The sequence below is a fragment of the Microbacterium sufflavum genome, from assembly GCF_023091155.1.
Taxonomy (GTDB): Bacteria; Actinomycetota; Actinomycetes; order Actinomycetales; family Microbacteriaceae; genus Microbacterium; species Microbacterium sufflavum.
On sequence record NZ_JAHWXK010000001.1, the window covers coordinates 1,356,843 to 1,382,473 of the forward strand.

Sequence of the window (25,631 nt, forward strand, 5' to 3'; positions counted from 1 at the left end):
GAGTTGCAGTCGTCGTCATTCCGACGCCGACCCGAGAAAGGAACCATCATGGTGGACATGACTCGCAGTGACGCAGCGGTGGTCGACGAGGAAGCCTTCTCCGTCCGTCGGACCATCCGCATCGACGCCCCCATCGGCAAGGTCTGGCAGGCGGTGGCCGAGCCGGAGCACGTGTCGCGCTGGTTCGGTCGCACAGAGCTCGCGGGCTCCGGGGTGGGCGCGACCGGGACGATGACGTTCCCCGACTACGACGTGATCCCGCTGCGCGTGGAGGAGTTCGACGCCCCGCGCCGCATCACCTACCGGTGGAACAACGACGACGCGCTCGGCAGCCTGCCCGAGCGGATCGACGAGGCGACCTCCACCGTCTTCACCTTCACGCTCGACGAGGTCGACGGCGGCACGCAGCTCACGGTCGTGGAGAGCGGGTTCGACCGCACGTCCGACCCGCGCGCGAACCTGGAGTCGCACCGCACCGGCTGGGAGCTCGAGCTCGACAAGCTCGTCGCACTGGTCGAGGACCGCACGTGACGGCGCCGACCCTTCTGCCCGTGCTCTCGGCCCTCGCCGACGAGACGCGGTGGAGCATCCTGACCGCGCTCGGTGAGGGCGACGCCTCCGCGTCCGCCCTCGCCGGGCGGCTGCCCGTCTCGCGGCAGGCCATCGCGAAGCACCTCGGCGTGCTGCAGGAAGTCGGGCTGGTCGAGCCGGTGCGCGTCGGCCGCGAGGTGCGGTTCCGCGTGATCGGCGCCGAGCTGTCGGCCACCGCCACCGCGCTGGACGCGATCGGCCGCGAGTGGGACCGACGCCTCGCCGCGATCAAGCAGATCGCGGAAGGGCTCTAGGCCATCTCCTTCGCGGCCTCGGCGTCGCCATGCTCCCCGTCGGTCTCCGCAGCCTCTTCGATCGCGGCCGTCATGCCGACCAGGAAGCGCATCACGGTGCCGCGTTCGGCGTCGGACAGCTCATCGACGAGGCTCAGCATCCGGCGGTGCATGGCGCCGAGCGTCGCGCGCACCTCTTCATCGCTGCTGACGGTGGGGACGACGATGCCCGCGCGACGGTCGGTCGGATGCGGCTCGCGGCGCGCGTGACCTCCGCGCTCCAGGCGGTCGATCAGCGTGGTGGTCGATGCCGTGGAGATGTCGAGCATCCGGGCGATGTCGATCGGTCGTACGATGCGCCCGGCCCGCTGTTCGCGGAGCAGGAAGCGCAGGGCCACGAGGTCGGTCTCGTTCATGCCCATCGAGGCGCGGGTGCGGGCGCGCATGGCGGTCTCGGCACTGCGGTAGCGGCGCAGCATGTTCAGCACGTCGACGGTGGAGGCGGTGTCGCTCTCGGGGTACCAGTATCCGGAGGCGTGGAACTCGCCTCTGCTGTCGGTCACGCGACCTCCCCCTCGTCGCTCGACCCGGCCTCCCGCTCGAGCATCTCCATCGCGCCCGTCTCGACCTCGGCCGGGACGATGCGCAGGAGGCCGCCCGTGATGGCGTCGGTCTCGGCGCCGATGATCTGCTCGATCCGGCGTCGCGTGACGGAGGGGAAGCGCTCCTCCAGGCGTTCGAGCAGATCGGCGTAGCTGATGTACGACGCCTCCTCGAGACTGAATCGCTCGGGCATGGCATCCTTTCGGGGGCGATGTCTCCATCATCGCATCCCGGAAGTGCCCGATCGCGCGGAATAATCGCTAGTCTGCCTCGTTGTCAGACTGTCGAGGTACCATGGGCTGCGGGGAAGGAGTACTCGGCATGGGGAAGACCAGCACGGATGTGGCGACGTCGTCGCTCGCGCGCGATGTGGACGACTTCCGTCGCGCCGACGCCCAGCTCAACCGCCGCCTCGCCGCCCGTCGCGAGCCCAACGACACCGACCGGGCCGCGATGCACTTTATCGGCACCGCGCCGGCCGAGCGTCCCCTCACCCCCCGCGACCTCGCCGGCTTCCTCGGCATCAGCACTGCGGCGGTGACGAGCGTGATCCGCCGCCTGTCGGAGCGTGGGCAGATCGTGGTCGCGCCGCATCCGCTGGATGCCCGGTCCAAGGTGCTGCGTCCCTCCCTGCGGGACCTCCACTCGCAGGGCGACGAGCTGTCGGTGCGGGTGGCGGCGCTCGCCGGCGAGTTCACCGAGCAGGAGGCGGCTGCGATCTCGCGGTTCCTGCGCCGCCTGACCGACGAGCTCGGCGACCTCCCCTGACCCGACTTGATTTAACTAGTTAAACTAGTAAACTATCCTCGTCCAGCTTTCTGCACGAGGAGAGATCATGGGAACCCTGACGTACGCGAATGCCACCGCTCCGATCGAGATCGACGACGAGGTGCTCGCGCATCTCCGAGCCGCAACCGTCACCAAGCTCCGCCGCAATGAGCCGTTCGCTCTCACCGTGCCCACGGGAGACGGACAGTCGGAGACGCTGTGGATGCACGCGTCCATCCCGGTGCGCTTCGCCCTCGACTCCACGGTCGAGCTGCACCGACCGCTCCTGGCGCGCCTGATGCAGGCCGCGAGCTCCACCGGAGGCCTCGACCTCACCGACGCCGAGCTGTCGCTCGAGCTGGCATCGCGTGAGCTGCACGCGATGACCGCCTGAAAACGGAGGATGCAAGCCAGCCTCACCGTCCATCGTGGTCCTCTCGAAGGGCTCTCGGACCACGTGCGGTGATGGCCTCGGCGAGAACGGAGCGGGGGCTCCGCCTCGCCATCGAGCGGCATCCGGCCGCCTGGGATTCGGGTTCCCGGCCGCCGGATGCCGCTCCGTCTGTCACAGGGCGGTGTAGCCGCCGTCGACCAGGTGGTAGCTGCCGGTGATGAAGCTCGCGGCGTCGCTCGCGAGGAACACCACGAGGTTCGCGACCTCGTCGGCCTGCCCGAGCCGACCGATCGGGTGCTTCGACACGAGGAACTCCTTCGCTTCGTCGCCCATGTTCGCCAGCAGCGGGGTGTCGATGAAGCCGGGGCCCACCGAGTTCACGCGCACGCCCTGCGCCGAGTACTCCAGTGCGGCCGTCTTGGTCATGCCGACCACGCCGTGCTTGGCCGTGACGTAGGCGGGCGATCCCGCGAAGCCGACGCTGCCGAGGATCGAGGCGATGTTCACGACCGAGCCGCCGCCGTTCGCGAGGATCGACGGGATCTGCGCCTTCATGTTGCGGAACACGGCGTTGAGGTTGATCGCGATGACCTTGTCCCACGCGTCCTCCTCGTAGTCGGCCGTCGGGGCGGTGGCGCCGCCGATGCCGGCGTTGTTGACGCCGATGCGCAGGGGCGCGAGGGAGTTCGCGAGCTCGACCGACGAGGCGATCCAGGCGGGGTCGGTCGCGTCGCCGACCGAGGCCTCGGCGGTGCCGCCCGCGGCGCGGATCTCGTCGACCGCGGCCTGCGCGTGCTCCGCGTTCAGGTCGTTCACGACCACCGACGCGCCGTTCTGCGCCAGCAGCAGCGCGACCGAGCGGCCGATGCCGCTGCCTGCTCCCGTCACGATCGCCGAGCGGTTCGAGACGTCGTACTGAGCCACGAGAGACTCCTCTTCCGGGCGGGCGCGGTGCCGGGAGATCTTCTCGGACGGTCCGTCCTTCCCTCCAGCCTACGCCGGAATATCGGAGGTGGATTCACGTGAATGGAAGTCAGCGGAGGACTCGGTAGCGCAGATGAGCCTCGCTCGCGAACGCCGACGTCTCCAGCCTCTCCAGCTCGATGCGCTGCCCGAGGCCCGCGAACAGGGAGATGCCGTCGCCGAGCAGTACCGGTGCCACGTCGAGATGGATCTCGTCGACCAGCCCGAGGCGAAGGCACTGGCGCGAGATGCTTCCGCCGAGCAGGCTCACCCACCCGTCGCCGGCGGCCTGCGAGGCGCGCTCGACGGCCTCGGCGATGTCGTCCACGACGAACGTGTAGGTGATGCCGTCGCGCTCGATCGGCTCGTGGGGGTGGTGCGTCATGAGGAAGACCGGCACTCGGAGCATGCCGCCGTAGGGGATCTCTCCGTCGTCGATCGTCTGCGTCCTGTTCGCGCCGCCGACGATGGCTCCGATGCGGCTCGTGACGCGCTCGACGACGGTGTCGTCTTCGGGGGCGGATGGTCGACCGAACATCCAGTCGACACCGCCGTCCGCATCGGCGAGGAATCCGTCGAGTGTGACGGTGGCATGGACGATCACCGTGGCCATGAGTGCTCCTTCGAAGAGATGAGTTGAGTGACTTGCCTCAAACCGTATGTGGAGTGGAGAGGGAAGTCAATGCGCTCACTACTATGGGATACTGGAGGCATGACTCGCGGCGACTCCTCCTATCACCGAGCGCTGGCGGCGACGAACCGGGAGGCGATCCTCGCCGCCGCGACACCGCTGTTCCTCGAATCCGGATATGACCGCACGTCGCTGGCTCGCGTCGCCGAGCGAGCAGGGGTCTCCACCGCCACGCTGTTCAAGCAGTTCCCGACCAAGGCGGCGCTGTTCGAGGCGGCGGTGCTCGCGGCCGGAGGAGCGCGCGACCCAGACCCCGTGGAGGTGTCGACGGACGACTTCGAGGAGGGGCTCGTGGCGCTCGGGCACGCCTACGCGGAACTGGTGACCCGTGCGCAGATGGTCGACCTGATGCGGACCGTCATCGCCGAGTCGCCGAAGTTCCCCGAGGTGCGGGAGCGGACCTTCGACTTCGGCACGCTCCCCGTGCTGGAGGCGCTGGGGCGCTTCCTTCGGGCATCGCACGCGGCGGGCACAGCGGACATCCCCGAACCGGACCGCACCTCGGCGCAGTTCCTCGGGATGATCGCCTCCGAGGTCTTCTGGCCGCGCCTCGTGCACGGCACCTGGTCGATCACGGGCGCCGAGCAGCGACGGGTCGTCGAGGAGGCCGCGCGCACGATCGCCGCGCGCCACGCGGCGCGGCCCGCGGCGGCTGAGTGATCGCCCCGCTCGTCGCCCCGGTCGCCCTGGCGTCGCTCGGGAAGGGAGGGGGCCCGTGAACGGAGATCACGCCGGGGGCGTGACGGAACCGCCGGTGTGCACCGGACGCACCTCGACGCCCCCGCCGGACAGCAACGACGGGTCCGTCCGAGCGAGATGGATGGCCTCGTCGATGTCGGCGGCATCCAGGATGTAGAACCCGGCGACGACGTCCCCCGACCCGTAGGGCCCGTCGGTCGGGCCGTCCGCCCGCAGCGTGCGCGCCATCGACCGAGGGGTCAGCGCGTACGCGGCCCGCATGCGGCCGGACGCGACCAGGGAGTCGAAGTGCTCATCGCACTCCTGCAGCTCCTCCGGGGTCGCCGTGGGGGCGTGTCGGGAGTCGCCGGCGTAGATCAGGATCGCGAACCGGGGCACGTCAGGACTCGTCCCAGGGGAGCTTCACCAGCGGCAGGATGTAGATCCGGCCCGCGATCGCGACGGGATGCTTCGCCATGAAGGCGGCGGCCTCGTCGATCGAGTCGGCGGTGACGAGGTCGTAACCCGCGAACCACTCCTTGAACTCCGGGAACGGGCCGTCGGTGATGATCGTCTTCCCGTCGCGGACCGCGACGGATTTCGCCTGTTCGGGTCCGGCGACCGGGCCGCCGTCTCCGAGGCGCCCCGCCGCGTCGCCCTCGGTCGCCCAGCGTTCGAGGATCTCCTGATCCTCCGCGCGGGCCAGCGGGGTCCCGGTGGAATCGGACATGTGGATGACGAGGTACGTGCTGCTCATGGGGTGTCTCCGTTTCTTGTGAGGTGAGTGCGGCGGCGGATGAGGTGCGCGGTCTCGGCGGTGTTGCCGCCGAGGGCGATCGCGCGGTCGTAGGCGGAGCGGGCCTCGGCCGGTCGGCCGAGCGCACGCAGCAGCTCGGCACGCGCGACGTGGAAGGCGTGGTGGCCGTCGAGCGTCTCGGCGAGCGGCTCGATCATCGCGAGGGCGACCTGCGAGGAGTCGAACTCGGAGACCGCGATCGCCTTGTTGAGGGTGATGACGGGGCTCGGATCGATCTGCTCGAGCCGCGTGTACAGCGACACGATCCGATCCCAGTCGGTGTCCCGCGCGTCGGCGGCGGTGACGTGCACTGCGTTGATCGCGGCCAGCAGCAGATACCGTCCCGGACGCCCGGCCTCCCGCTCGTCGGCGCGGGAGTGCAGGAGCTGCAGGCCCTCCGTGATGGCGGACCGGTCCCACGCTGTCCTGTCCTGTTCGTCCAGCCGCACGAGCTCGCCGTCGCGGGACACGCGTGCGGCGGCTCGCGCCTCAGTGAGCAGCATGAGGGCGAGAAGCCCGGTCACCTCCGGGTCGTCGGGGAGGAGGTCGTGGGCGAGTCTCGTGAGGCGGATCGCCTCGGCGGTCAGGTCCCGCCGGAGCGGGGGCGAGTCCGGGCCTGACGCGAGATACCCCTCGTTGAACACGAGATACAGCACGGTCAGGACGGCGTCGGTGCGGGCGGGGAGGTCCTCCGCGCGCGGGATCGTGAACGGGATCCGGGCGGCCTTGATCTTCGCCTTCGCCCGGGAGATGCGCTGGCCCATCGTGGTGTCCTGCACGAGGAACGCGTGGGCGATCTCCGCGACGCTGAGGCCGCCGACCATGCGCAGCGTCAGGGCGACGCGGGCCTCCAGCGGCAGCGTCGGGTGGCAGCAGATGAAGAGCAGGCGCAGCCGATCGTCTTCCACCACGCCCGCGGATGCCGGCGGGTCTGTGTCGTGCAGCATCATCGCCTCCCGGTGCTTCTCGTCGCGACGTGCCTCGCGACGGAGCCGATCGATCGCACGGCGGTTCGCGGTGGTCGTCACCCAGCCGGCCGGGTTCGGCGGGATGCCGTGCGCCGGCCAGTGCTCCACGGCTGCCGCGAACGCCTCCGCGGCCATCTCCTCGGCCAGATCGAGGTCGCCGAAGCGGCGCGCCAGTCCGGCGACGATCCGGGTCCATTCCTCCCGATGCGTCCGCGTGATGGCCGTCCTGGCCGCCCCCGCGTGGGAGGGCGTCGGCGTCACGATGCCCTCCGCGTCGACAGGGCCGCGAAGACGCGCCGGATCGGAGCGAGTCGTGCACCGCTCCCGCGAGGCGCGGGCGGGACGGCGATCCGGCGATCGGCGAGGGCCGCTCGTCTCTGCCACGCGACGGACCCCTGGTGCGTTGCCGTGTCGTGGAGCAGCAGCGCCATCATCGGATCAGTATGCACGGGTGCCGCCTTCCGGGGTGAGGGGAGCCCGAGGACTCCGGATACTCACACCACGAACGGCACCCGCGCATTTCGACACCTCCGGCGAGACAGGCTCCAGTCCTCCTGGTTACCTCGTCAGGGCGTATCCGTGTTCCGCGAGCGCCCGCGCGAGGAACGACGCGTACCAGGTGGGCCACTGCTCGTCGTAGACGCCGCCGAGCTGTTCGCGCTCGTAGATGCCGTGGGCCGCAGCGGTCGTGCGGAGCAGTTCCTCGAGAACGCCCGCTGCGCGTTCGGTGTCGATCGACTCGGCCATCGATCAGCGCCCGGGGAGTCGGTCGATCACCTGCTGGATGATCCACTCGTTGCCGTCGGGGTCGTCGAACGAGGCGTACGACGCGTAGCTGTCGTGCTCCTCGTTCGGCCCGTCGACGCGGTTGTGGCCGTCGGCCCAGTGGAAGACGCCGTCGGCGTCGTGCCAGATGGGGGTGATGTCGATCCCGCGGTCGGCGAGTTCCTGCCGGGCACCCGCGAGGTCGGAGGTCACCAGATGCAGCCCGCGCGCGCTGCCGGGCCGAGCCGACGTGAGCTGCTCGCCGAAGATGATCGAGGCGCTCGATCCTGGTGGGGTGAACTGCACGACGCGCAGTCCGCGATCGGTGGCGAAGTCGGCGTCCTCGCGGAAACCGATTCTGGTGTAGAAATCCTTGGCGCGGTCGACGTCGGAGACGGGGAGGACGACGATCTCGAGGGCGAGTTCCATGGTGCTTGTTCCTGTTCTTGCGGGTGGGCGCGGTCAGCGGGCGCTGAAGGCGGAGGTGAACGACTTCTTGAGGCCGGGGGTGCCGAGGAGGGGCAGGAGCGCGGCGAGCACCCGGGGGCCGAAGGCGGCAGGGGTTCTGGTCAGCGTGACGTCGATGAGCGTGCCGCCGCTCGCGGGGGTGAAGCGGAAGTCCCAGCCGCCGCCGGCGCCGAACAGCTTGGAGTCGTGGGTGACCATCGTCGCGGAGCCCGCGGCGGTGTCCCACTCGTAGCGTCCGCGCTCCCAGGCGGCGTCGTTGCCTTCGGTCACCTCGGCCCAGTTCGCTCCGCGGTCGTGCACGTGGAAGTGCTCGGGCTCGATGCCCGACCAGGCATCGGTGCGAGCGGGGCTGAAGTCGGTGAGGACGGCCATGGCGGCCGTGGGGGAGAGCGGCGAGGACACCTGGAAACGGGTGACGGACATCGGGGGCCTTTCGGAGAGTAACCGTTTGGAATGGTTACACTCTGACAGTGCCCGAGTAACCTGTCAAGCTGGTTACCCCGATCCGCTCGATACCCGTTAGAGTGGTTACGTGATGCACGCCTTCCCCTGTGGGACTCTCGCTCTCGATTTCGTGGGCACGCTTCGCGCGCGCCGCGATCCGGAGCCGCGCGAGATGCTCGCCGACGGGCCCGCGCTCGACGCCTGGTTCGTCGAAGCGGGCGTCATCGGCGAGGCGCCCGCGGCCAGCCGGACGGAGTTGGAGCGCGCGATCGAGCTGCGCGAAGCCATCTACGACTGCGCTCTCGCACGACTGCAGGGGCACGGACTGCCGAGTGTGGCCGTCGGCGTGCTCAACCGCTGGGCCGGCTCCGCCCCCGTGCGGCTGATGCTCGACGACGCCTCCACCCGGCGAGAGGGATCGGCCGCGAACGGGCTCGCGACGGTGGCGCGCAACGCCGTCGAGCTCTTCGGCGGTGACGACGCCGCGCTGCTCCGCGAGTGCGGGCGGCCGGGCTGCACGCAGGTGTACGTCGACCGTTCGCGGGGCGGTCGCCGGGAATGGTGCTCGATGCGCACCTGTGGCAACCGCGTCAAGGCCGCACAGTTCCGGGCTCGTCACCGCGACGCCCCCGCGAGCGCGTCCGCCTGAGCTTCACACGGACGCTCGACGGAGTCGGCCCTGCTCGTCGATCTCGATCAGCAGCTCGATGCCGAGACGTCTCAGGAAGTCGGCGTCGTGGCTCACGACCAGGAGGGCGCCGCGGTAGCTTCCGAGCGCTTCGATGAGCTGATCCACGCTCGTGATATCGAGATTGTTCGTCGGCTCGTCGAGGATGAGCAGCTGAGCCGGCGGTTCGACGAGGAGCAGCTGGGCGAGGCTGACACGGAAGCGCTCACCGCCCGACAGGGTTCCGACGGGTCTGTCGGCGGCCGCGCCACGGATGAGGAGGCGCGCGAGCTGGTTGCGCACGGTATCCGGCGCGGAGGCGGGAGCGGCGCGCTGAATGATCGCGAACGCGGACTGCGCATCGTCGAGTCCGTCGAGTCGCTGCGGGAGGTAGCCGACCCGGTCCGTCAGCAGCGACCCGGACGGGCGCCCCGCCGAGACGGGCTCACCGCGGAGAAGGCGTTCCAGCAGCGTCGACTTGCCGGCTCCGTTCGGCCCGACGAGCGCGACGCGCTCTGGTCCCTGGATGACGATCGTCGTCTCGCCGTCGGTGAGCTCGGCGATACGGCGCGCACGCGGAACATCGGGGTCAGGCAGGGTGAGATGGATGTGCTCCTCGGCGCGAACGCGCGCGTCGGCCGCGTCGACGGCAGCCTGAGCGCTGCGCACCTTGTCGTCCAGGGTCGTCCGCATCGATCCGGCGGCGGCTTGCGCCTTGCTCGCCCTGTTGCCGGCCATGATCTTCGGGATGCCGCCGCTGGCCTGCGTCTTCTTGCCGGTGCGCTCACGCCTGGCGAGCTTCGTCTCCGCTTCGATGCGCTGCTTCTTCTCCACCTTCAACGCCTGCTGCGCGGTCCGTGCGGCCTGGCTCGCGGCCGCCTGCTCCAGCTCCAGGTGCGCGGTGAACTCGCTGTACGGGCCGCCGAAGACCGAGAGGTTCCCGGCGTGCAGCTCCGCGGTCGCGTCCATGTGCTCGAGCAGTTCCACATCATGGCTCACCACGATGAGCGTTCCCGGCCACTGGTCGACGAGTTCCGCCAACCGCCCGCGGGTCCGACGGTCGAGGTTGTTCGTCGGCTCGTCAAGCAGGGTGATCGCCGTACGTCGCACACGCAGTCCTGAGATGGCGATCAACATCGCTTCGCCGCCGGACAGTTCTCCGACGCGCCGATCCAGTGCGGTGTCGGCGAACCCCAGCTGGCTCAGGGCCTCGTTCGCGCGCGGCTCGATGTCCCAGTCGTCGCCGATGGTGTCGAAGTGGCGCACGTCGACGTCGCCGCCCTCGATGGCGCGGATCGCAGCGAGGATGTCGTGCACCCCGAGGAGCTCGGCGATGGTCGCGTCGTGTCCCAGCGTCAGCATCTGCGGGAGATAGCCGACGTCGCCGGCGGTGTGGATGCGACCGCGCGACGGCGTCAGATCGCCGGCGATGAGGCGGAGGAGGGTGGACTTTCCGGCGCCGTTCCTGCCGATGAGGCCGGTTCGGCCCGCTGTGAAGCTGCCGGTCACGTCGTCGAGCGCGAGCGTGCCGTCCGGCCACTCGAAGGAGACGTTCTGAAGGGTGATGACGGATGAGGTCGACATGAGGATCTCTCGTGTTCTGCCCGGTGCGGGCTGCTGACGGGGTCAGCGGGGTCGGAAATGGGCGCGCTGAGGATTCAGCGGGATGCGGCCCCGTGCGACCGAACGGCGCGCGACGCGGACGTTCGATGCCCATCCGTGCTCGCGAACGGAATGCGCGTCAGCGGCGGATGCTGTGGTCGACGACCGGGCGATGGCCCGGCTCGTCGCGGGAGGGAAGGGGGCGCAGCGGGATGTGGCCAGATGGCCGGCGCCTACGCTCTGTCGACCTCGTCGATTTCCATGGCTCGATCCTAGCGTCGCCTCACCGACGACGACGACCCGGGGCGACGTCGCCACACATACCTCTTGACACGCCCGCACGCCAGGCATAACGTACAACCAAATGGTTGCACGAACAGAACTGAGCGAAGCGGAGGTCGACCGTGTGTTCCACGCACTGGCGACGTCGACCCGGCGCGACATCCTGCGCCGGACGATCGAGCGGGAGCAGTCCGTCTCGACCCTCGCCGCCGAATACGAGATGTCGTTCGCGGCTGTCCAGAAGCACGTGGCCGTGCTCGAGGCCGCGAACCTCATCGTCAAGCGCGCCGAGGGACGCGAGCGGCTCGTCCGCGCGAACCCCGAGATGATCGCCCGCGCCAGGGCGCTCCTCGCCCGTTACGAAGAGCTGTGGCGGTCGCGCATCGCCCGGCTCGACGACCTGCTGGCCGAGACGCCCGCCGGTCGCCCCGACAACGACACCACCGACAACGCACGAGAGAACCCAGGAGACTGACATGCCCGCCACCGACGTCACCACCGATGCCGACGACCTCACGATGACCGTCACGGCCGACTTCCCCGCCCCCATCGAGCGGGTCTGGAACGCGTACAGCGATCCGCGCCAGCTCGAACGCTTCTGGGGTCCTCCCGGCTGGCCCGCCACCTTCACCGCGTGGGACCACACGGTCGGCGGCCGCGCGGTCTACACGATGAACGGACCGCGCGGCGAGAAGTCGACGGGCGTCTGGGAGTTCCTCGCCATCGAGGAACCGCACCGCTTCGAGGTGCTCGACTCCTTCGCCGACGAGCACGGAAAGCCCCTCGACGGCTTCCCCGCGCAGCGCATGAGCTTCACGTTCGATTCCACGCCCGAGGGCACCCGCATGGTCACCACGAGCCACTTCGACTCGGTCGACGCGCTCGAACAGGTCGTCGAGATGGGTCAGGTCGAGGGCATCAAGATGGCGATGGGCCAGCTCGACGCCGTGCTGCAGGACCTCCGCGACTACGCGCAGGGCAAGGGCACCCGGGTGGAGCTGCTCGACGACACCCACGTGCGCATCACCCGGCTCGTCGAGGGTCCGCGCGAGCTGGTGTGGCGCGCGCACTTCGAGCCCGACCTCATCCGCCAGTGGATGCTCGGCCCGGACGGGTGGGAGATGACCGAATGCATCGCGGCCACCGAGGTCGGCCAGTCGTACCGCAACTCATGGGCGCCGGTCGGCGACACCGAGGGCGAGCCGTTCGGGTTCGAGGGTGAGGCGCTGCTGATCGACGCCCCGCGCCGCGCCGTCACCACCGAACGCATGCAGGGCATGCCCACCGAGACCGTCAACGACCTGAGCCTCTACGAGGAGGACGGCGCCACGCTCGTCACGGTGCTCATCGAGTACCCCGACAAGGAGACGCGCGACATGATCCTCGCCACCGGCATGGCCGACGGCATGGAGGCCTCGTTCGCCCGCCTGGAACGCGAACTGCTGGCGGTCTGACCGCCGCGTCGTCCACGACTCCTCGGAATCGGCCGGGTCCCTCGTGGATCCGGCCGATTCCGCGTCCCTGCTCGCCGTTTCCGGGGAGTTGTGGACCGCCCGTCGCGGAGGTGCGGCGGCGGACCGGGGTGGAGCGGGATAAAGTGGCGGCACGATGAGGATCACGCGCCGCACCCTGCTCCTCGGCGCCGGAGCCGGTGCCGTCTCGGTGCTTCTCGCCTCCTGCACGCCGGAGCCGAAGCCCACGCCGACGCCCACCCGCACGCGTGAGCCCGAGCCGCCGCCCGGCGTCCCGGCCCCTGCCGGCAGCATCCGCAGCACCTGGACCACCGACCCGTTCGCCCTGGGAGCTGCCAGCTTCACCCCCGTCGGAGTGCTCGCCGACGCCCGCGCCGCCCTCGGCCGCCCGGTCGACGATCGCCTCTTCTTCGCGGGTGAGGCCACCGACGAAGACGCCCCCGGCACTGTGCGCGGAGCCATCGCCTCGGGGGAGCGCGTGGTCGACGAGCTGATGGATGCCGCGGGATCGGGGGAGCGCGTCGCCGTGATCGGCGCGGGCCTCGCGGGAGCCACTGCCGCCGCCCTCCTCGCCGACCGGGGCCTGCAGGTGACCGTGTTCGAGGCGCGCGACCGCGTCGGCGGGCGCGTCTTCACCCGCAGCGACGACTCCTGGCCGGTGCCCGTGCAGCTCGGCGCCTGGCTGTTCGGCGAGGACGACGCCGAGGTGCTCGACCGGCTGCGCGCCGGCGACGTGGGAACCGTCGACCTCACCGGCTCGCTGTGGCGCACCCCCGACGGCGACATCGAACCCGTCGACCCCGTGCCCGTCACCACCGCCATCGCCGCCGCCCAGGCCGCCCCGGAAGACGTCTCGGTCACTGACGCGCTGACCGCCGCGGGCATCGACCCCGCGGATCCCTCGACCGCCGCCCTGCTCGACATCCTCGCCGCGCGCACGGGTGCCGCAGCCGACGAGCTCTCCAGCTGGTTCGCGCCGCCGCTGCCCACGGGCGACCCGGCCGCCACCCGCGACAGCCTCGTGCCGTTCGTGGAGCACGCGCTCGACGGAGTGCAGGTCGGCCTGAACTCCCCGGTTGCCCGCCTGGCCTACGACGACACCGGGGTGAGCGTGCGCCTCGGCACCGGGGAGGCCCTCTCGTTCGACCGGGTGGTGGTGACGGTGCCGCTCGGGGTGCTGCAGGACCGCAGCATCGAGTTCGACCCGCCGTTGCCCTTCGCCAACCGCGGCGCCATCTCGGCGCTCGGCATGGGGGCCATCGAGACCGTGTGGCTGCGGTGGGACGAGGCGTTCTGGGAGAACGACGAGGCCGTGTGGCACGCGGTCGGCACCGACGCGGTCATCCCCACCTGGATCAATCTGCGCCCCGTCACGGGCGAGAACGTGCTGGTGGGCATCGTCGGGGGTGCGGCCGCCGCGGAGTTCGCGGAGCTCAGCGACGACGACGCGTTCGACGCGGCGCTGGCGTCGCTGACCGTCTACGTCTGAGCCGACGCGCCGACCCGCTCGCGCGCATCGACCGCACCGGCCGGGCTGCCGCGGTCGTCGTCCGGGGGATCGTCGGGCCCGGGATCCGCGTCGGTGCGCAACCGCCGCGGCAACGGCATCCGGCTGATCAGCACCAGGGCGGTCGCGACGATGCTGAACGATGCCAGGGCCACCGCGCACGAGATCACGAACTCGGGCGGACCGCTCACCTGCCGCGGGTCGAGGAAGTAGTACGGATACCAGCCGATCAGCGGGCCACGGATGAGCGTCGCGACACCCCACAGCACCGGATACACGAGGGTGATCGGAACCACACGCCACGGCACGGCCCGATGCCCCGGAGCCAGCGCCCAGGCCGCGACCGTGACCGCCGGCAGGTAGAAGTGCAGCACCTGATCCGACCACGGCACGTCGATGCGGATGCCGCGCACGCCCGCCTGCCACACCAGGATCGCGAACACCAGGCCGGCCGTGATCGTCCACGTCAGCACGAGCGCCAGCGCCACCGTTAGCCAACGCGGGTCTCGCGCACGCCGCAGGGCGAGCACCCCCGCGATCGAGAGCAGCACCACGAACGCGAGGTTGGACTGGTTCGTCAGGTAGGCGAAGAAGTTCTGGCTCGCGATGGTGTGCGACGCCAGGCCCCAGGCCATGCGGTGGATGAGGGCGACGAGGCAGATGGCGGCTGCGCTCAGACGGAGCAGGCCGAAGACCGTACGGGTCCTCACCGCCGCGTCACCGTCCCCACCATCATCCGCCGAGTCTACGGAGTCCACCCGAGCGCTCGCCGCGTCGCGGGTGGCTGCGCCGTGCGCTCAGATCAGCCGACGCAGGGCCTCTTCGAGCGAGACGCCCTGCGCCTCGGCGCGGTCGCGGAGGCGCGCGTGCTCATCGGACGACAGCGGGATCCGCAGTTCGATCGGGTCGTCGTCGGGGCGGTCGAGGCCGTCGAGCAGGTCGGAGGGCTCCGCCCACAGCGGTTCCGCGTACGACTCGGAGACGGGGGTGGCGGCGGGGCCGGAGGCGGTGGGCGCCCCGGTGATGCGGTCGGAACCCGCGGCCGGAGCGGAGGTCGCCGTCGCGACGGAGCTGGTCTTCGCGGCCGGGGCTGTCCTCTCGGGAGAGGCGGCCGCCGGGGAAGAGGTGGTCGCGGCGTGCGCGGCGACGGGGGCGGAGGCGGCGACCGCGGCACCGGCGTCGGTCGCGAGGGTGAAGCCCGGGCCCCGGCGCGGTTCCTGCCCCTGCTGGTACGCCTTCGCCGCCGCGTTCGCGCGCTCGTCCGCTGCCTCGTTCAAGGGGTGCCCCGCGTGGCCCTTGACCCACGAGAACTCCACGTCCCGTCCGCGGATCGCCTCGTCGATGCCCTCCAGCAGGTCGCGGTTGAGCACGGGGCCGCCGTCGGACTTGCGCCATCCGCGGCGCTTCCACCCCGGCATCCACTTCGTCACGGAGTCGATCACGTAGCGGCTGTCGCACTCGATCAGCAGCTTCTCGTCGGTGCCGGCGGTCGCGCGGAGGAGCTCGAGCACGGCCCGCAGCTCGCCCTGGTTGTTGGTGCCGTGCGGGGAACCACCGGCCGCCCAGTTGGCGTCATCGATGTACCAGGCCCAGCCGTTCGGGCCGGGGTTGCCCAGGGCGGAGCCGTCTGCGGCGGCGGTGATGGTCATCCTTCCACCGTATCGGTGGGGGCCGACGCGGCCGCGCGAGAGGGCAGCGCGGTCAGTCCTCGGGGTCGCTGTTCTCGACCGTGGCGGCCTCGGGCGCGGGCGGCGCGACCGGGAACACGATCGAGCTCACCGACGCCGGGGCGCCGAGGCCGAGCGTGAGAGGGTCCACCGCGGGGGCCGTGTCGAGGAGGTCGGCGTCGGAGCGTTCGAGCGGCTCGGACGGCAGAGCCCACTGCTGCTCTTCTTCTTCGGGTCGCTGCTGGAAGAGTCCCATGGAGTCCATCATGACCCCGGCCGCACGACCCGCGGTCGCATTCACACGGGATTGATCGCTTGCCCGCGGGCCGGGCTCAGGCGGGGTCGCGGGTCGAGGCGGCGCGCACGGCCTCGACGAGCGTCCGCCAGGGGCCCTCGAGCGCGGAGTCGGGCAGCTCGCGCTCCCGGCGCTCGGAGGGCGTGCGCGCGCGGATGCTCCACATGAAGCGGTCGGCCCCGGGTGACGCGTCGGCGTCCTGGTCCCACGGGCAGAGGTCGATGAGCGTGATCCACTCGTCCGCGTCGGACGGCTCCGCCTCCACACGCCACTGGCGACGGATGCCCGCGATGCCGCCCGATCGCACGACGGCGATCACGACGGGGGCGTCACTCGGAGGTGCCGGGTCCTCGCTCATGCTCATAGACTCCCACGGCGCTCCACGCCCGTCGAGCCGCGGCCGCCGTCTCCTCGTCGACCGCGACGGCCGCGGCCACCGTGGCGTCGGCGAACTCCGTGAACGTGGCCGTGCTCGACAGCCCGCCCGTGAGCGCCCGGTACCAGACGGTTCCCGCGCGCTCCCAGGCGTTGCCGCCGAGGTCGCGCGCGAACAGGGCGAACGCGCGGTTGGGGATGCCCGAGTTGATGTGCACGCCGCCGTTGTCCTCGGTCGTGCGGACGAAGCCGCTCATGTGGTCGGGCTGCGGGTCTTTGCCGAGCTCATCGTCGTCGTAGGCCGTGCCGGGGGCGATCATCGACCGCAGCGCCGAGCCCTGCACGGCCTCGGTGAAGATCTCGGCGCCGATGAGCCAGCTCGCCTGCGCCGCGGTCTGGCCCTGCGCGTACTGCTCGGTGAGCGCGCCGAAGACGTCGGCGATCGATTCGTTCAGGGCGCCGGGCTGGCCCTGGTACTCCAGGTTCGCGGTGTGCTGCACGACCCCGTGTGCGAGCTCGTGCCCGATCACGGTGAGCGAGCCGGTGAAGCCGCGGAACACCTCGCCGTCGCCGTCGCCGAACACCATGCGCTCGCCGTCCCAGAACGCGTTGTCGTAGTCGACGCCGTAGTGCACGGTCGCGTCGAGCGGCGCCCCCGCGTCGTCGAGCGAGTTGCGCTGGAAGGCGGCCAGCAGCATCTCGAACGTGGCGCCGAGGCCATCGAAGGCCTCGTTCACGGCGGGGTCGTCGACCGGCGCGTCGTCTTCGCCGCGGACCACGGCGCCCGGCAGCTGCTGCGTGTTGCCGGCGTCGCTGATCGTGCGGTTCGGCGCGTCGGACAGCTGGGCGACGAGGTCGCCGTTCTCGTCGATCGAGAGGTCGATGCGTACGCGGAACGGTGGACGACCGGCCGTGAGGGTCTGCCGGGCGGCGGCTGCCGCCTTGGGGAAGCGGCCGGACTCGGCGAGGCGCGCGAGCAGGTAGGAGGGGATGACGCCGTGCCGCGGGAGGGGTTCTGCGCTGCTCATGGTGCGACCCTACGCCCCGCCTCGGACGTTCGTCCGCTCGCTCGTCGCACCGGACGGGCCGCAGGCCCGCTCCCTGACCTGCTGACTTGAGATTGAGAATCGTTCTCAATAAGGTGACAGAGTCATGAACCTCGCACTCCTCCGGCGGGCAGCCCTCGCCCCCTCCGCCCTCCTCGTCCTCCTCGCCGCCGGGTGCGCCTCCCCGGTCGCGCCCGCTGCGACGGCGGATCCCGGTGCGCACGGCATCGACTCGGGCGGCGCCGCGGAGGTCGCTGCGCCCGCCCTCGCCCTCGCCGTCGCGGACGAGCGGGGCGCCCTCACCCTTCTCGATCTCGACAGCGAAGAGCGCGTCGTCCTCACTGACGCCGGGGCCGGGAGGGCCGCGGTGTCGGGCGATGGGCGCCTCGTGTTCCTCGCCCGCACCGACGGCGACGAGGCGACCGTGGACGTGGTCGATACCGGGCGCTGGACCGTGCCGCACGGCGACCACACGCACTCGTTCCAAGGCGAGCCGCGGCAGGTCGGCTCGCTGGACGGCCACGGAGAGGTGCGGGTGAGCGGGGCCGGTCAGAGCACGGCGATCGGCTTCGGCGGCGCGGAGGTCGTCGTGCTCCCGCACGACGACCTCGCCGGCGGACTCGACACCGCCCGGCTCGACCTGACGCACGCGGGCCCGGTCCTCCCGTTCGCCGACCGGCTCCTCGTGCCCACCGCCTCCGGCACCATCCGGATCGTCGACGGCGAGGGCGCCCCTGCCGCCGCGGCCGAGATACCGTGCGGCGCGGTCTCCGACGCCGACCTCACCCGCGTCGGCGCGGTCTTCGCGTGCGCGGAAGGGACGGTGCTCTTCACCCGGCAGGTGGGCGGAGAGATCGTCGGCGAGGCGATCCCGTATCCGGCCGGAGCCCCCGCGGCGACGCGGCTCGACGGTCGCGCCGACCGGCCGGACCTCGCCGGCGTCGCCGGTGACGACGGTGCGTGGCTGCTCGACGTCCGTCAGCGCACCTGGACGCTGATCCCCTCCGACGTCCCGCTCATCCGCGCCGTCGCCCTCGGAGACGACGCCGGTCGCACGGTCGCGGTCGACGCGGAGGGACGGCTCCGCGTGCTGGCGCCGGACGGATCCGTGCTGGCCCGCACCGAGCCCCTGCTCGCGGCGACCATCGCAGACCCGGCGCTGCGAGACCGCGTGGAGCTGCGGGTGTCCGCACGACGCGTCTACGTCGCCGATCCCGCCGCGGGAACGATCTACGAGATCGACAACGGCGACGCGCGCATCACCCGTACCTTCAGCGACCTCGAGGCCGCGTTCCTCCAGCTCGTCGGCTGACCCAGAGTCCTCGGCGCCCCCGCGCCGCCGCGCATCCGCGCACCCTGAGAAGAAAGAGAGACGAACCCATGTCCCGACCCCGCAGCCGCCTCGCGCTGGGCGCCCTCGGCGCGATCGCCGCCGTGGCCCTCGCCGGATGCGCCGGAGCTCCCCCGGCGTCCGAGAACACCACCGGTGCCGCGCCGGAGCAGCACGACCATCACGAGGCGGACACCCGCGTCGCCCTCACCTACGACGGTGGCGTGGTCGTGCTCGACGGCGACACCCTCGAGACCGTCGGCGAGGCCGAGCTCGACGGATTCCTGCGCGTGAACGGCGCGGGCGACCACGACGGCCATGTGTTCGTCACGGCCGAGGACGGCTTCCACGTGCTCGACACCGGTCTCGCCTCCGGGGCCGTCGAGTTCACCGGGGAGGTGTTCGAGGCGGTGGCCGCCGGACACGCGACCCCGCACGCCGGCCGCACCGCGCTGTTCGACGACGGCACCGGAGAGGTGCTCGTGTTCGACACCGACGCGGTCGGCACGGGCACCCTGCCGGAGTTCGACACCATCGCGTCGGAGGCGGCGCACCACGGCGTGGCCATCGAGCTGTCCGACGGCACCGTCCTGTCCACGATCGGCACGGCCGAGGCCCGCAGCGGCGTGCGGCACCTGGCGGCGGACGGCACCGAGCTCGCGCGCGACGAGCGGTGCCCGAGCGTGCACGGGGAGGGCGCGCTGAAGGGGGAGGTCGTGATGTTCGGCTGCGAGGACGGTGTGCTGCTCTTCGCGGACGGCGCCTTCACCAAGCTCGACGCCCCGGACGAGTTCGGGCGCACCGGCAACGCCTACGTGACCGACACCAGCGCCGTCGCGGTCGGCGATTACAAGACGGATCCCGACCAGGAGGGCTACTTCCTGTCGCAGCTGGTGCTGGTCGACACCGCGGCCGCGAGCCTCTCGGTGGTCGATGCCCCGGCCGAGTACACGTGGCGCGGTGTGGGGCGCAGCGCCCACGACGACATCGTGGTGCTGGGCGCCGACGGCAGCCTCGCCGTGCTCGACGAGTCCGGTGCGGTGCAGGACTCCTGGTCGGTCATCGACGCGTGGGAGAGCCCGGCCGAGTGGCAGGACCCGCACCCGGGCCTGCGGGTGGTGGGCGACATCGCCTATGTGACCGAGCCGGCGAAGAAGCGCATCGTCGCGGTCGACCTGCACACGGGAGAGGTCGCGGCCGAGGCCACGCTCGACGTGGTCCCCAACGAGTTCGTGGTGGTGGGTGCCGCCGGGCACTGACCGCCACGGGACAGGAGGGGCGGATCCGGGTGGGTCCGCCCCTTCGTCGTGCGGCGATGGCTCACCCTTGACAGGATTGCGTTCTGTATACAGAATACTGGAGAGCCCCGCGGGGTGATCCGACCCGAACTTCAACGATGAAAGAGGTAGCGAGATGGCACGTGCTGCGACACGGTATCTGGCCCTGGGCGCCGCCGGAGCGCTCGCACTCGGACTCGCCGCGTGCAGCGGTGGCGGCGGGGGCGGCAGCGTCGACGCCGACGGCAAGGCCACCGTCGTGTGGTCCACCTGGGGCACTCCGGAGGAGCTCACCCGCTACGAGGAGTTCAACAAGGACTTCATGGAGCGCCACCCCGACATCACCGTCAAACTGCAGCCCGTGGCCGGCTACGGCGACTACCACTCCAAGCTGCTCGCCCAGCTGACCAGCAACACCGCGCCCGACGTGTTCTACGTGGGCGACGACATGATCGGGCAGTTCGTCGACTCGAACCGGCTCATGCCGCTGCGCGAGCTGATGGACTCGAAGGACAGCAAGACCGCCTACGACGACTTCTTCCCCGGCCTGTTCGGTGCGGCCGAGAAGGACGACGAGGTCTACGCGGCGCCCAACGACTCCAACCCCGACGTGTTCTGGTACGACAAGCAGGCGCTCGCCGCGGCCGGCATCACCGAAGACCCCGCGACCCTGGCCGAGAACGGCGAGTGGACCACCGACAAGTTCCTCGAGATGAACGCGGCCCTGCACGACGCGGGCCTCACCGGCACCATGTACTGGAACTACTGGGCCACCCACTGGAGCTGGCTGTCGTCGCAGGGCCTCGACGCCCCGTACGACGACAAGGGGACGTTCGTCGCCAACGAGGACGCCGACACGGTCGAGGCCATGCAGCAGTTCGGCGACCTCTTCCAGGACGGCACCTTCGTGGTCGCCGACACCCTCCCCGACGGCGCCGGTGCCGACAGCGTGTTCGTGACGCACAAGGCCGGGTTCTTCGTGCAGGGCCGCTACACGATCGGCACCGTGAGCGCGGCGGGCGAGCAGGACAGCTACGACATCGTGCGCTGGCCCACCCCCGACGGTGCGGAAGCCCCGACCGGCGTCGCCACGTCGTTCCTCGCGATCAACGGCAAGACCAAGGTGAAGGACGCCGCGTTCACGTTCTGGACCGAGTTCCTGTCCGCCGAGGGGCAGACCTTCCGCCTCGAGGGCGGCGGCAACGCGGTCCCGTCCATCAAGGGTGCCGACGAGGTCGTGCTGGAGGGTGACTACCCCGCGCACGCGCAGACCTTCCTCGACATGCGCGACATCGGCTTCGAGGACTACCCCGCCGAGGCACGCATCCCCGGGCTGCCCGTCGCCATCGCGGAGGAGTTCCAGAAGCTCTACGAGGGCAAGGTCGACGCGCAGACCACGCTCGACACGATCGCCGACGTGGTCGCGGAACGGTCGGAGAAGTAGACCGGTGACCGCGATCACCGAGAACGGACGGATGCCGCAGGCCGAGCCTGCGGCATCCGCCCCGCCCCTGCGCCCCGAGGCCGCGTGGCGCCGCCGCGACCGCCGCTGGGGCTACGTGTTCGTCGCCCCGCAGCTGCTCGGCATGGCCCTGTTCGTCATCCTGCCGTTCGGGGCCAGCCTGGTGCTGGCCTTCGCGGAGTGGGACGGGCTGAGCGACCTGGAGTGGGTGGGCTTCGCGAACTTCGCCGAGCAGCTCACCGACCCGCTCCTCGGCCGCGCCATCCTCAACACCCTGCTGATCGCGGTCATCACCGTGCCGATCGGCCTCACGCTCGCCGTGATCGTCGCGGTCGCGCTGGAGAGGCTCAAGACCCGCACGCTCTACCTCATCCTGTTCTTCGCGCCCGTCGTGACGTCGACGGTCGCGGTCGCCATGATCTGGCAGCAGATGTTCCGCGCGGACGGCCTGCTGTCCACCACCATCGCCAACGTGTTCGGCATCACCCCGCCCGACTGGCTGCAGGACCCCAAGCTCGCGCTGCTCGCGGTCTGCATCGTCACGATCTGGTCGTCGATGGGCTTGAACGTGGTGATCTTCCTCGCCGGGCTCCAGAACATCTCGCCCTCGGTCATCGAGGCCGCCCGCATCGACGGCGCCGGCGCCTGGCGACTGTTCACCGGCATCCGCCTGCCGCTGCTCTCCCCGATCGTGTTCTTCTCGTCGGTGATCGCGTTCATCTCGTCGCTGCAGACGTTCGACACGGTCTACGTGCTCGTCTCCGGCGGCGGCCCGGACAACGCCACCCGCACGATCGTCTACCACATCTTCGATCTGGGCTTCGGGCGGTTCGAGTTCGGTCCGTCGAGCGCCGCGAGCGTGATCCTGCTCGTGCTGACCCTCGTCATCACCGCGATCCAGTTCGGCGCGCAGAAGAAGTTCGTCCACTACGAGGATGACCCGGCATGACCCTCCAGACGCCCTCGCTCATCGAGCCGGCCGCCCCCGCGACCGACTCGACCGTCGCCCTCACGGCCCCCGGCTACCGTCGCCGCGGCCGCGGAGGGCCCGGCGCCGACCGCGCCCGCCGTCGCCTCGGAGCCACCGCGCTCCACGTGGTGCTCACGATCGCCGGCATCTCGATGGTGTTCCCGTTCGTGTGGATGCTGCTGACGTCGTTCAAGACGCTGCCGCAGCTGCTGAAGAACCCGCTCGAGTTCCTCCCCAACCCGTGGACGGTGGAGAACTACGCCGACGCCTGGAACGCGGTGCCGTTCGGGCAGGCGTATCTGAACAGCGCCTACATCGCGGTGCTGGTCGTGGTGGGCACGCTGCTGACCGCATCGATGGCTGGCTACGCGTTCGCGCGCATCCGCTTCCGCGGCAGCAAGGTGCTGTTCATCGTGTTCCTGGCGACACAGATGATCCCCGCGCAGGTCACGCTCATCCCCTTCTACCTGCTGATGTCGCAGATCGGGTGGGTGGACTCGCACCTGGCGCTGATCGTGCCCGGCATGATCGCGAACCCGTTCGCGGTGTTCCTGATGCGGCAGTTCGTGCTCGCCCTGCCGCGCGAGCTGGAGGAGGCGGCGCTGGTCGACGGCGCGGGCCGGTGGCGCATCTTCTGGAGCATCGTGCTGCCCAACCTCAAGCCGGGGCTCGCCGCGCTCAGCATCATCACGGCGCTCGGCGTGTGGAACGCGTTCCTGTTCCCGCTCGTGCTGCTCAACACCCCCGACCTGTTCACGGTGCCGCTGCTGCTCACCTCGTTCCAGGGGCAGTTCGGCTCGATCAACTACGGGCTGGTCATGGCGGCCTCGGCCATCGCGACCGTGCCGATGCTGATCGTGTTCGTGATCGGACAGCGGAAGATCCTCAACAGCATGGCCGCGTCGGGCCTGGGCGGGCGATGATGGCCGACGACCTCGACCTCGCCGGGCTCGCCGGCCGGCACCTCGACCTGATCACCGCGCCGTTCACGCTGCCCCGGTCGCGGGTGCTCGTGTTCGGCGAGGTCGACGGCGTGCGCGTGCACACCTCGGAGTACGAGCGGCGGCTGTCGGAGTGCCGCGTGCTCGACCTCGTGGAGGTGCTCGACGCGGACGGCGCCGTGCTGCCGGTGGCCGACGTGCGACCCGAGAGGATCGCGTTCGGGGCCCCTCGTCTCGCTACGCCCGCTCACGAACCGGGGGCGGGTGCGGAGACGCAGCGTGCCACGCTCACCTTCGCCGACCCGGCGACGCTGAGCATCGGCGGCGACCCCGGCCTGCGCGTGCGGCTCACGCGCCCGGACGGCCGGAGCGAGGAGCATGCGCTCGGAGAGGGACTGCGCCTCCGCGTCGCTCCCGACCGCTCGGTCACGGTCGAGTCCGGCGATCACCGGGCCGCCCTCGCCGCCACGGCCCACGTCTGGGACGACTGGTTCGCCCGGTGTCCGCGCGTGCGCGACGACCTGCAGGAGATGACCGCCTTCTGCTGGTGGGTGCTCGGCGCGAACATCGTCGAGCTGCCCTCCCTCGGCGACGCCAGAGCGATCGTGCCGTCGAAGATCGGCTACGTGGGACTGTGGCAGTGGGACGCGTACTTCATCGCCGTCGGCCTCCGCCACGGCGACCCCGCGCTCGCGCGCGAGCAGCTCGACATCGCGTTCCGGTTCCCGCAGCCAGACGGACAGCTCCCCGACGTCGTGCACGAGGAGGGCGTGCTCGCCACGAGCGACGACCTGCCCGAGAGCGACCGCGCGAACCTGCGCCGCGCGGGCTCGCAGATCGCCGACCCCACGGCGCCCGTGCCGCTGACCAAGCCGCCGCTCGCCGCATGGGCGCTGCGCGCGGTGCTGGAGGTGGAGGACGCGCCGGAGTGGGCACGGCGCCAGCTCGCCACGGTCGTCCGCTCGCAGGACTGGTGGTTCGCGGGCAGCGATCTCGACCACGACGGCATGCCCGAGTACGGACACCCCTATTCCTCGGGGCTCGACGACAGCCCGATCTTCGACGGCCCGCTCCCCACGGCCGCCCCCGACCTGGGCGCCTACCTCGTGCGGCAGGACCGCGAGCTCGCCGACCTGCTCTCCCGATACGAGCCCGGCGCCGACGTGAGCCGGTTCCGCGAGCGCGCCGAGGCGACGCAGGAGCTGCTGCTGCGCATGTGGGACCCCGAGAGCGGACGCTTCCTCGCGTTCGGCGGCGGCGAGACGCTCACGAGCGACACCGTCGTGGGCCTGATGCCGCTGCTCACCGGAACCCTGCCGGAGCAGATCGCCGGTGCGCTGCGTGCCGCGGTGGACGACCCGGAGCGGTTCGCGCTGCCGTGGGGCCTGCCGACGGTCGCCGCATCCGACCCCGACTTCTCGGAGGAGCGGATGTGGCGCGGCCCGGTGTGGGTCAACACGGCCGCTCTCGTGGCGGAGGGCCTGGAGGCGTCCGGCTTCGCCGAGCGCGCACGGCAGCTGCGGGAGCAGACCGTGGCGCTCGTGATCCACGGCGGCGGCCCGCACGAGTATTTCCACCCGCGCACGGGTCAGAAGGCACGCACGGCCACGACCGCGTTCGGCTGGTCGGCGGCGCTGTTCATCGACCTCGCCGTGACGCTGTCGCGGTGAGCCGTGGCCGGGTCAGGCGGTGAAGTAGCTGCTGGTGGCGTTGTCGAGGATGCGCTGCATGCCGTTCGTCCAGTTCAGCTTGAGGGCCTGGACGGCGGCGGGCACGTCGCCCGCCGCGAGGTGCCGGGCGATCTCGGCGTGCTCGGCGGCGACGCGCTCGACCTTCACATCCTCCGGCACGAGCAGCGACTCGTAGCGGTGGAACGAGCTGCGCACGCTGTCGATCACCGCGAGGAGCCGGGTGTTGGGGCACGCCGAGAGCATCAGGCTGTGCCACTCGTCGTCCTTCGTGATGACGAGCTGGTGCTCGACCAGTTCGTCGGCGAAGGCGTCGGCCATCTCCTTGAGCCGGGCGCCGATCGTCCGCAGCTCGTCGGGCGGGCTCAGCTCGAGCGCGAGGCTCTCGAGGGCGGCCATGACGGGTGCGAGGTCGCGGAACTCCGACGCGCTGAGCGGCACGAACCGGAAGCCCTTGCCGTTCTCGCTCTCGATCTGCCCCTCGGACTCGAGGGCGATGAGGGCTTCGCGCAGCGGTGTGCGGCTGACTCCGAGCTCGGTCGCGAGCTGCACCTCGTTGATGCCCTCGCCCGGCTGCACGAGTCCGGCGCGCATACGGGTCAGCAGCTCCTCGCGCACCTGCGAGCGCAGGTTCTTGCGTTCGATCGCCATGACCTTCCCCTTCTGCCGCCTGCCCGTCAGCCTATGG

Annotated in this window: 32 protein-coding genes; 15 read left to right on the forward strand and 17 right to left on the reverse strand. The window is 70.9% G+C overall.

Annotated features, from left to right (window positions below; translation table 11 throughout):
* Positions 1–57 precede the first annotated feature (57 nt).
* Together KZC56_RS06660 and KZC56_RS06665 are read left to right on the forward strand one after the other, a co-directional pair.
* Entirely contained in the window at positions 58–531 is a 474-nt protein-coding gene (locus tag KZC56_RS06660) for an SRPBCC domain-containing protein (protein WP_240744617.1), read from the forward strand.
* On the forward strand, positions 528–845 hold the full coding sequence (locus tag KZC56_RS06665; RefSeq protein ID WP_168442859.1) for an ArsR/SmtB family transcription factor: 318 nt from the start codon (positions 528–530) through the stop codon (positions 843–845). Before KZC56_RS06660 ends, KZC56_RS06665 begins: the two co-directional genes overlap by 4 nt.
* Here KZC56_RS06665 and KZC56_RS06670 read toward each other — a convergent pair.
* Positions 842–1,387 (reverse strand): MarR family winged helix-turn-helix transcriptional regulator, encoded by a 546-nt coding sequence (locus KZC56_RS06670; protein ID WP_247638167.1) that lies wholly within the window; start codon positions 1,385–1,387, stop codon positions 842–844. The two genes, KZC56_RS06665 and KZC56_RS06670, sit on opposite strands and share 4 nt — an antisense overlap.
* Positions 1,384–1,620, reverse strand: coding sequence for a hypothetical protein (locus KZC56_RS06675; RefSeq protein ID WP_136032935.1), 237 nt, complete (start codon positions 1,618–1,620; stop codon positions 1,384–1,386). The genes KZC56_RS06670 and KZC56_RS06675 overlap by 4 nt, the downstream gene beginning before the upstream one ends.
* Positions 1,621–1,748: 128 nt before the next feature.
* On the opposite strand from KZC56_RS06675, the gene KZC56_RS06680 reads away from it, so the two are divergent.
* Both KZC56_RS06680 and KZC56_RS06685 read left to right on the forward strand, forming a co-directional pair.
* Positions 1,749–2,195, forward strand: a complete 447-nt coding sequence (locus tag KZC56_RS06680; protein ID WP_247638168.1) for a MarR family winged helix-turn-helix transcriptional regulator — start codon at positions 1,749–1,751, stop codon at positions 2,193–2,195.
* A gap of 67 nt (positions 2,196–2,262) precedes the next feature.
* Entirely contained in the window at positions 2,263–2,589 is a 327-nt protein-coding gene (locus KZC56_RS06685) for a DUF7882 family protein (RefSeq protein ID WP_136046103.1), read from the forward strand.
* 171 nt (positions 2,590–2,760) lie between these two features.
* Here KZC56_RS06685 and KZC56_RS06690 read toward each other — a convergent pair whose 3' ends face one another.
* On the reverse strand, positions 2,761–3,513 hold the full coding sequence (locus KZC56_RS06690; RefSeq protein WP_247638169.1) for an SDR family NAD(P)-dependent oxidoreductase: 753 nt from the start codon (positions 3,511–3,513) through the stop codon (positions 2,761–2,763).
* 109 nt (positions 3,514–3,622) lie between these two features.
* Positions 3,623–4,165 (reverse strand): dihydrofolate reductase family protein, encoded by a 543-nt coding sequence (locus tag KZC56_RS06695; protein ID WP_247638170.1) that lies wholly within the window; start codon positions 4,163–4,165, stop codon positions 3,623–3,625.
* A 99-nt stretch (positions 4,166–4,264) separates the two neighbouring features.
* Here KZC56_RS06695 and KZC56_RS06700 point away from each other — a divergent pair, with 99 nt between their 5' ends.
* Positions 4,265–4,903: a TetR/AcrR family transcriptional regulator gene (locus KZC56_RS06700; RefSeq protein WP_136036846.1), complete on the forward strand. Its 639-nt coding sequence runs from the start codon at positions 4,265–4,267 to the stop codon at positions 4,901–4,903.
* 66 nt (positions 4,904–4,969) lie between these two features.
* On the opposite strand, the gene KZC56_RS06705 is transcribed toward KZC56_RS06700, so the two are convergent.
* From KZC56_RS06705 to KZC56_RS06730, 6 genes are all read right to left on the reverse strand, one after another.
* Positions 4,970–5,320, reverse strand: coding sequence for a YciI family protein (locus KZC56_RS06705; RefSeq protein ID WP_247638171.1), 351 nt, complete (start codon positions 5,318–5,320; stop codon positions 4,970–4,972).
* Between the two features lies 1 nt (position 5,321).
* On the reverse strand, positions 5,322–5,678 hold the full coding sequence (locus tag KZC56_RS06710) for a YciI family protein (protein ID WP_136036844.1): 357 nt from the start codon (positions 5,676–5,678) through the stop codon (positions 5,322–5,324).
* Positions 5,675–6,946 carry an RNA polymerase sigma factor gene (locus KZC56_RS06715; RefSeq protein WP_247638172.1) on the reverse strand — a complete coding sequence of 424 codons (1,272 nt, stop codon included), beginning with the start codon at positions 6,944–6,946 and terminating at the stop codon, positions 5,675–5,677. The genes KZC56_RS06710 and KZC56_RS06715 overlap by 4 nt, the downstream gene beginning before the upstream one ends.
* A 297-nt stretch (positions 6,947–7,243) precedes the next feature.
* Entirely contained in the window at positions 7,244–7,432 is a 189-nt protein-coding gene (locus tag KZC56_RS06720) for a hypothetical protein (RefSeq protein WP_206251989.1), read from the reverse strand.
* A gap of 3 nt (positions 7,433–7,435) precedes the next feature.
* Positions 7,436–7,879, reverse strand: coding sequence for a VOC family protein (locus KZC56_RS06725; RefSeq protein ID WP_206251988.1), 444 nt, complete (start codon positions 7,877–7,879; stop codon positions 7,436–7,438).
* Positions 7,880–7,912: 33 nt separating this feature from the next.
* Positions 7,913–8,341, reverse strand: a complete 429-nt coding sequence (locus tag KZC56_RS06730; RefSeq protein ID WP_247638173.1) for an SRPBCC family protein — start codon at positions 8,339–8,341, stop codon at positions 7,913–7,915.
* 112 nt (positions 8,342–8,453) lie between these two features.
* Between KZC56_RS06730 and KZC56_RS06735 the strand changes: the two genes are divergently transcribed.
* The gene (locus KZC56_RS06735) at positions 8,454–9,011 is read left to right on the forward strand and encodes a CGNR zinc finger domain-containing protein (RefSeq protein WP_281733363.1); all 558 of its coding nucleotides are present in this window, start codon (positions 8,454–8,456) and stop codon (positions 9,009–9,011) included.
* Positions 9,012–9,014: 3 nt separating this feature from the next.
* Here the strand turns inward: KZC56_RS06735 and KZC56_RS06740 are convergent, their stop codons facing one another.
* Complete coding sequence (locus tag KZC56_RS06740; RefSeq protein ID WP_247638175.1) at positions 9,015–10,613, reverse strand: ABC-F family ATP-binding cassette domain-containing protein; 1,599 nt, start codon at positions 10,611–10,613, stop codon at positions 9,015–9,017.
* Positions 10,614–10,995: 382 nt separating this feature from the next.
* On the opposite strand from KZC56_RS06740, the gene KZC56_RS06745 reads away from it, so the two are divergent.
* The 3 genes from KZC56_RS06745 (at position 10,996) to KZC56_RS06755 (ending at position 13,874) form a co-directional block, all read left to right on the forward strand.
* A complete protein-coding gene (locus tag KZC56_RS06745) occupies positions 10,996–11,388 on the forward strand; it encodes an ArsR/SmtB family transcription factor (protein WP_136032959.1) in 393 nt (130 codons plus the stop codon).
* A 1-nt stretch (position 11,389) separates the two neighbouring features.
* Complete coding sequence (locus KZC56_RS06750; protein WP_247638176.1) at positions 11,390–12,367, forward strand: SRPBCC family protein; 978 nt, start codon at positions 11,390–11,392, stop codon at positions 12,365–12,367.
* 154 nt (positions 12,368–12,521) lie between these two features.
* The gene (locus KZC56_RS06755; protein WP_136032963.1) at positions 12,522–13,874 is read left to right on the forward strand and encodes a flavin monoamine oxidase family protein; all 1,353 of its coding nucleotides are present in this window, start codon (positions 12,522–12,524) and stop codon (positions 13,872–13,874) included.
* Here the strand turns inward: KZC56_RS06755 and KZC56_RS06760 are convergent.
* The 5 genes from KZC56_RS06760 to KZC56_RS06780 all read right to left on the reverse strand — a co-directional run bounded on the left by KZC56_RS06760 (position 13,865) and on the right by KZC56_RS06780 (position 17,257).
* Entirely contained in the window at positions 13,865–14,602 is a 738-nt protein-coding gene (locus KZC56_RS06760; protein ID WP_240744618.1) for a Pr6Pr family membrane protein, read from the reverse strand. The two genes, KZC56_RS06755 and KZC56_RS06760, sit on opposite strands and share 10 nt — an antisense overlap.
* Positions 14,603–14,689: 87 nt before the next feature.
* Positions 14,690–15,541 carry a ribonuclease H family protein gene (locus tag KZC56_RS06765; RefSeq protein ID WP_247638177.1) on the reverse strand — a complete coding sequence of 284 codons (852 nt, stop codon included), beginning with the start codon at positions 15,539–15,541 and terminating at the stop codon, positions 14,690–14,692.
* Between the two features lie 52 nt (positions 15,542–15,593).
* On the reverse strand, positions 15,594–15,815 hold the full coding sequence (locus tag KZC56_RS06770) for a hypothetical protein (protein WP_136046119.1): 222 nt from the start codon (positions 15,813–15,815) through the stop codon (positions 15,594–15,596).
* 76 nt (positions 15,816–15,891) lie between these two features.
* Positions 15,892–16,212, reverse strand: coding sequence for a protealysin inhibitor emfourin (locus tag KZC56_RS06775; RefSeq protein WP_206251976.1), 321 nt, complete (start codon positions 16,210–16,212; stop codon positions 15,892–15,894).
* Positions 16,184–17,257: a M4 family metallopeptidase gene (locus KZC56_RS06780; RefSeq protein WP_247638178.1), complete on the reverse strand. Its 1,074-nt coding sequence runs from the start codon at positions 17,255–17,257 to the stop codon at positions 16,184–16,186. Before KZC56_RS06780 ends, KZC56_RS06775 begins: the two co-directional genes overlap by 29 nt.
* A 124-nt stretch (positions 17,258–17,381) precedes the next feature.
* Between KZC56_RS06780 and KZC56_RS06785 the strand changes: the two genes are divergently transcribed.
* The 6 genes from KZC56_RS06785 (at position 17,382) to KZC56_RS06810 (ending at position 24,925) form a co-directional block, all read left to right on the forward strand.
* Entirely contained in the window at positions 17,382–18,587 is a 1,206-nt protein-coding gene (locus tag KZC56_RS06785) for a hypothetical protein (protein ID WP_247638179.1), read from the forward strand.
* Between the two features lie 68 nt (positions 18,588–18,655).
* Entirely contained in the window at positions 18,656–19,864 is a 1,209-nt protein-coding gene (locus KZC56_RS06790) for a hypothetical protein (protein ID WP_247638180.1), read from the forward strand.
* Between the two features lie 154 nt (positions 19,865–20,018).
* Complete coding sequence (locus KZC56_RS06795) at positions 20,019–21,326, forward strand: ABC transporter substrate-binding protein (protein WP_136032976.1); 1,308 nt, start codon at positions 20,019–20,021, stop codon at positions 21,324–21,326.
* Between the two features lie 4 nt (positions 21,327–21,330).
* Positions 21,331–22,293 carry a carbohydrate ABC transporter permease gene (locus KZC56_RS06800; protein WP_206251972.1) on the forward strand — a complete coding sequence of 321 codons (963 nt, stop codon included), beginning with the start codon at positions 21,331–21,333 and terminating at the stop codon, positions 22,291–22,293.
* Positions 22,290–23,237 carry a carbohydrate ABC transporter permease gene (locus tag KZC56_RS06805; protein ID WP_136036829.1) on the forward strand — a complete coding sequence of 316 codons (948 nt, stop codon included), beginning with the start codon at positions 22,290–22,292 and terminating at the stop codon, positions 23,235–23,237. The genes KZC56_RS06800 and KZC56_RS06805 overlap by 4 nt, the downstream gene beginning before the upstream one ends.
* Positions 23,234–24,925 carry an amylo-alpha-1,6-glucosidase gene (locus tag KZC56_RS06810; RefSeq protein WP_247638181.1) on the forward strand — a complete coding sequence of 564 codons (1,692 nt, stop codon included), beginning with the start codon at positions 23,234–23,236 and terminating at the stop codon, positions 24,923–24,925. The genes KZC56_RS06805 and KZC56_RS06810 overlap by 4 nt, the downstream gene beginning before the upstream one ends.
* Positions 24,926–24,937: 12 nt before the next feature.
* Here KZC56_RS06810 and KZC56_RS06815 read toward each other — a convergent pair whose 3' ends face one another.
* On the reverse strand, positions 24,938–25,594 hold the full coding sequence (locus tag KZC56_RS06815; RefSeq protein ID WP_136036827.1) for a GntR family transcriptional regulator: 657 nt from the start codon (positions 25,592–25,594) through the stop codon (positions 24,938–24,940).
* Positions 25,595–25,631 lie beyond the last annotated feature (37 nt).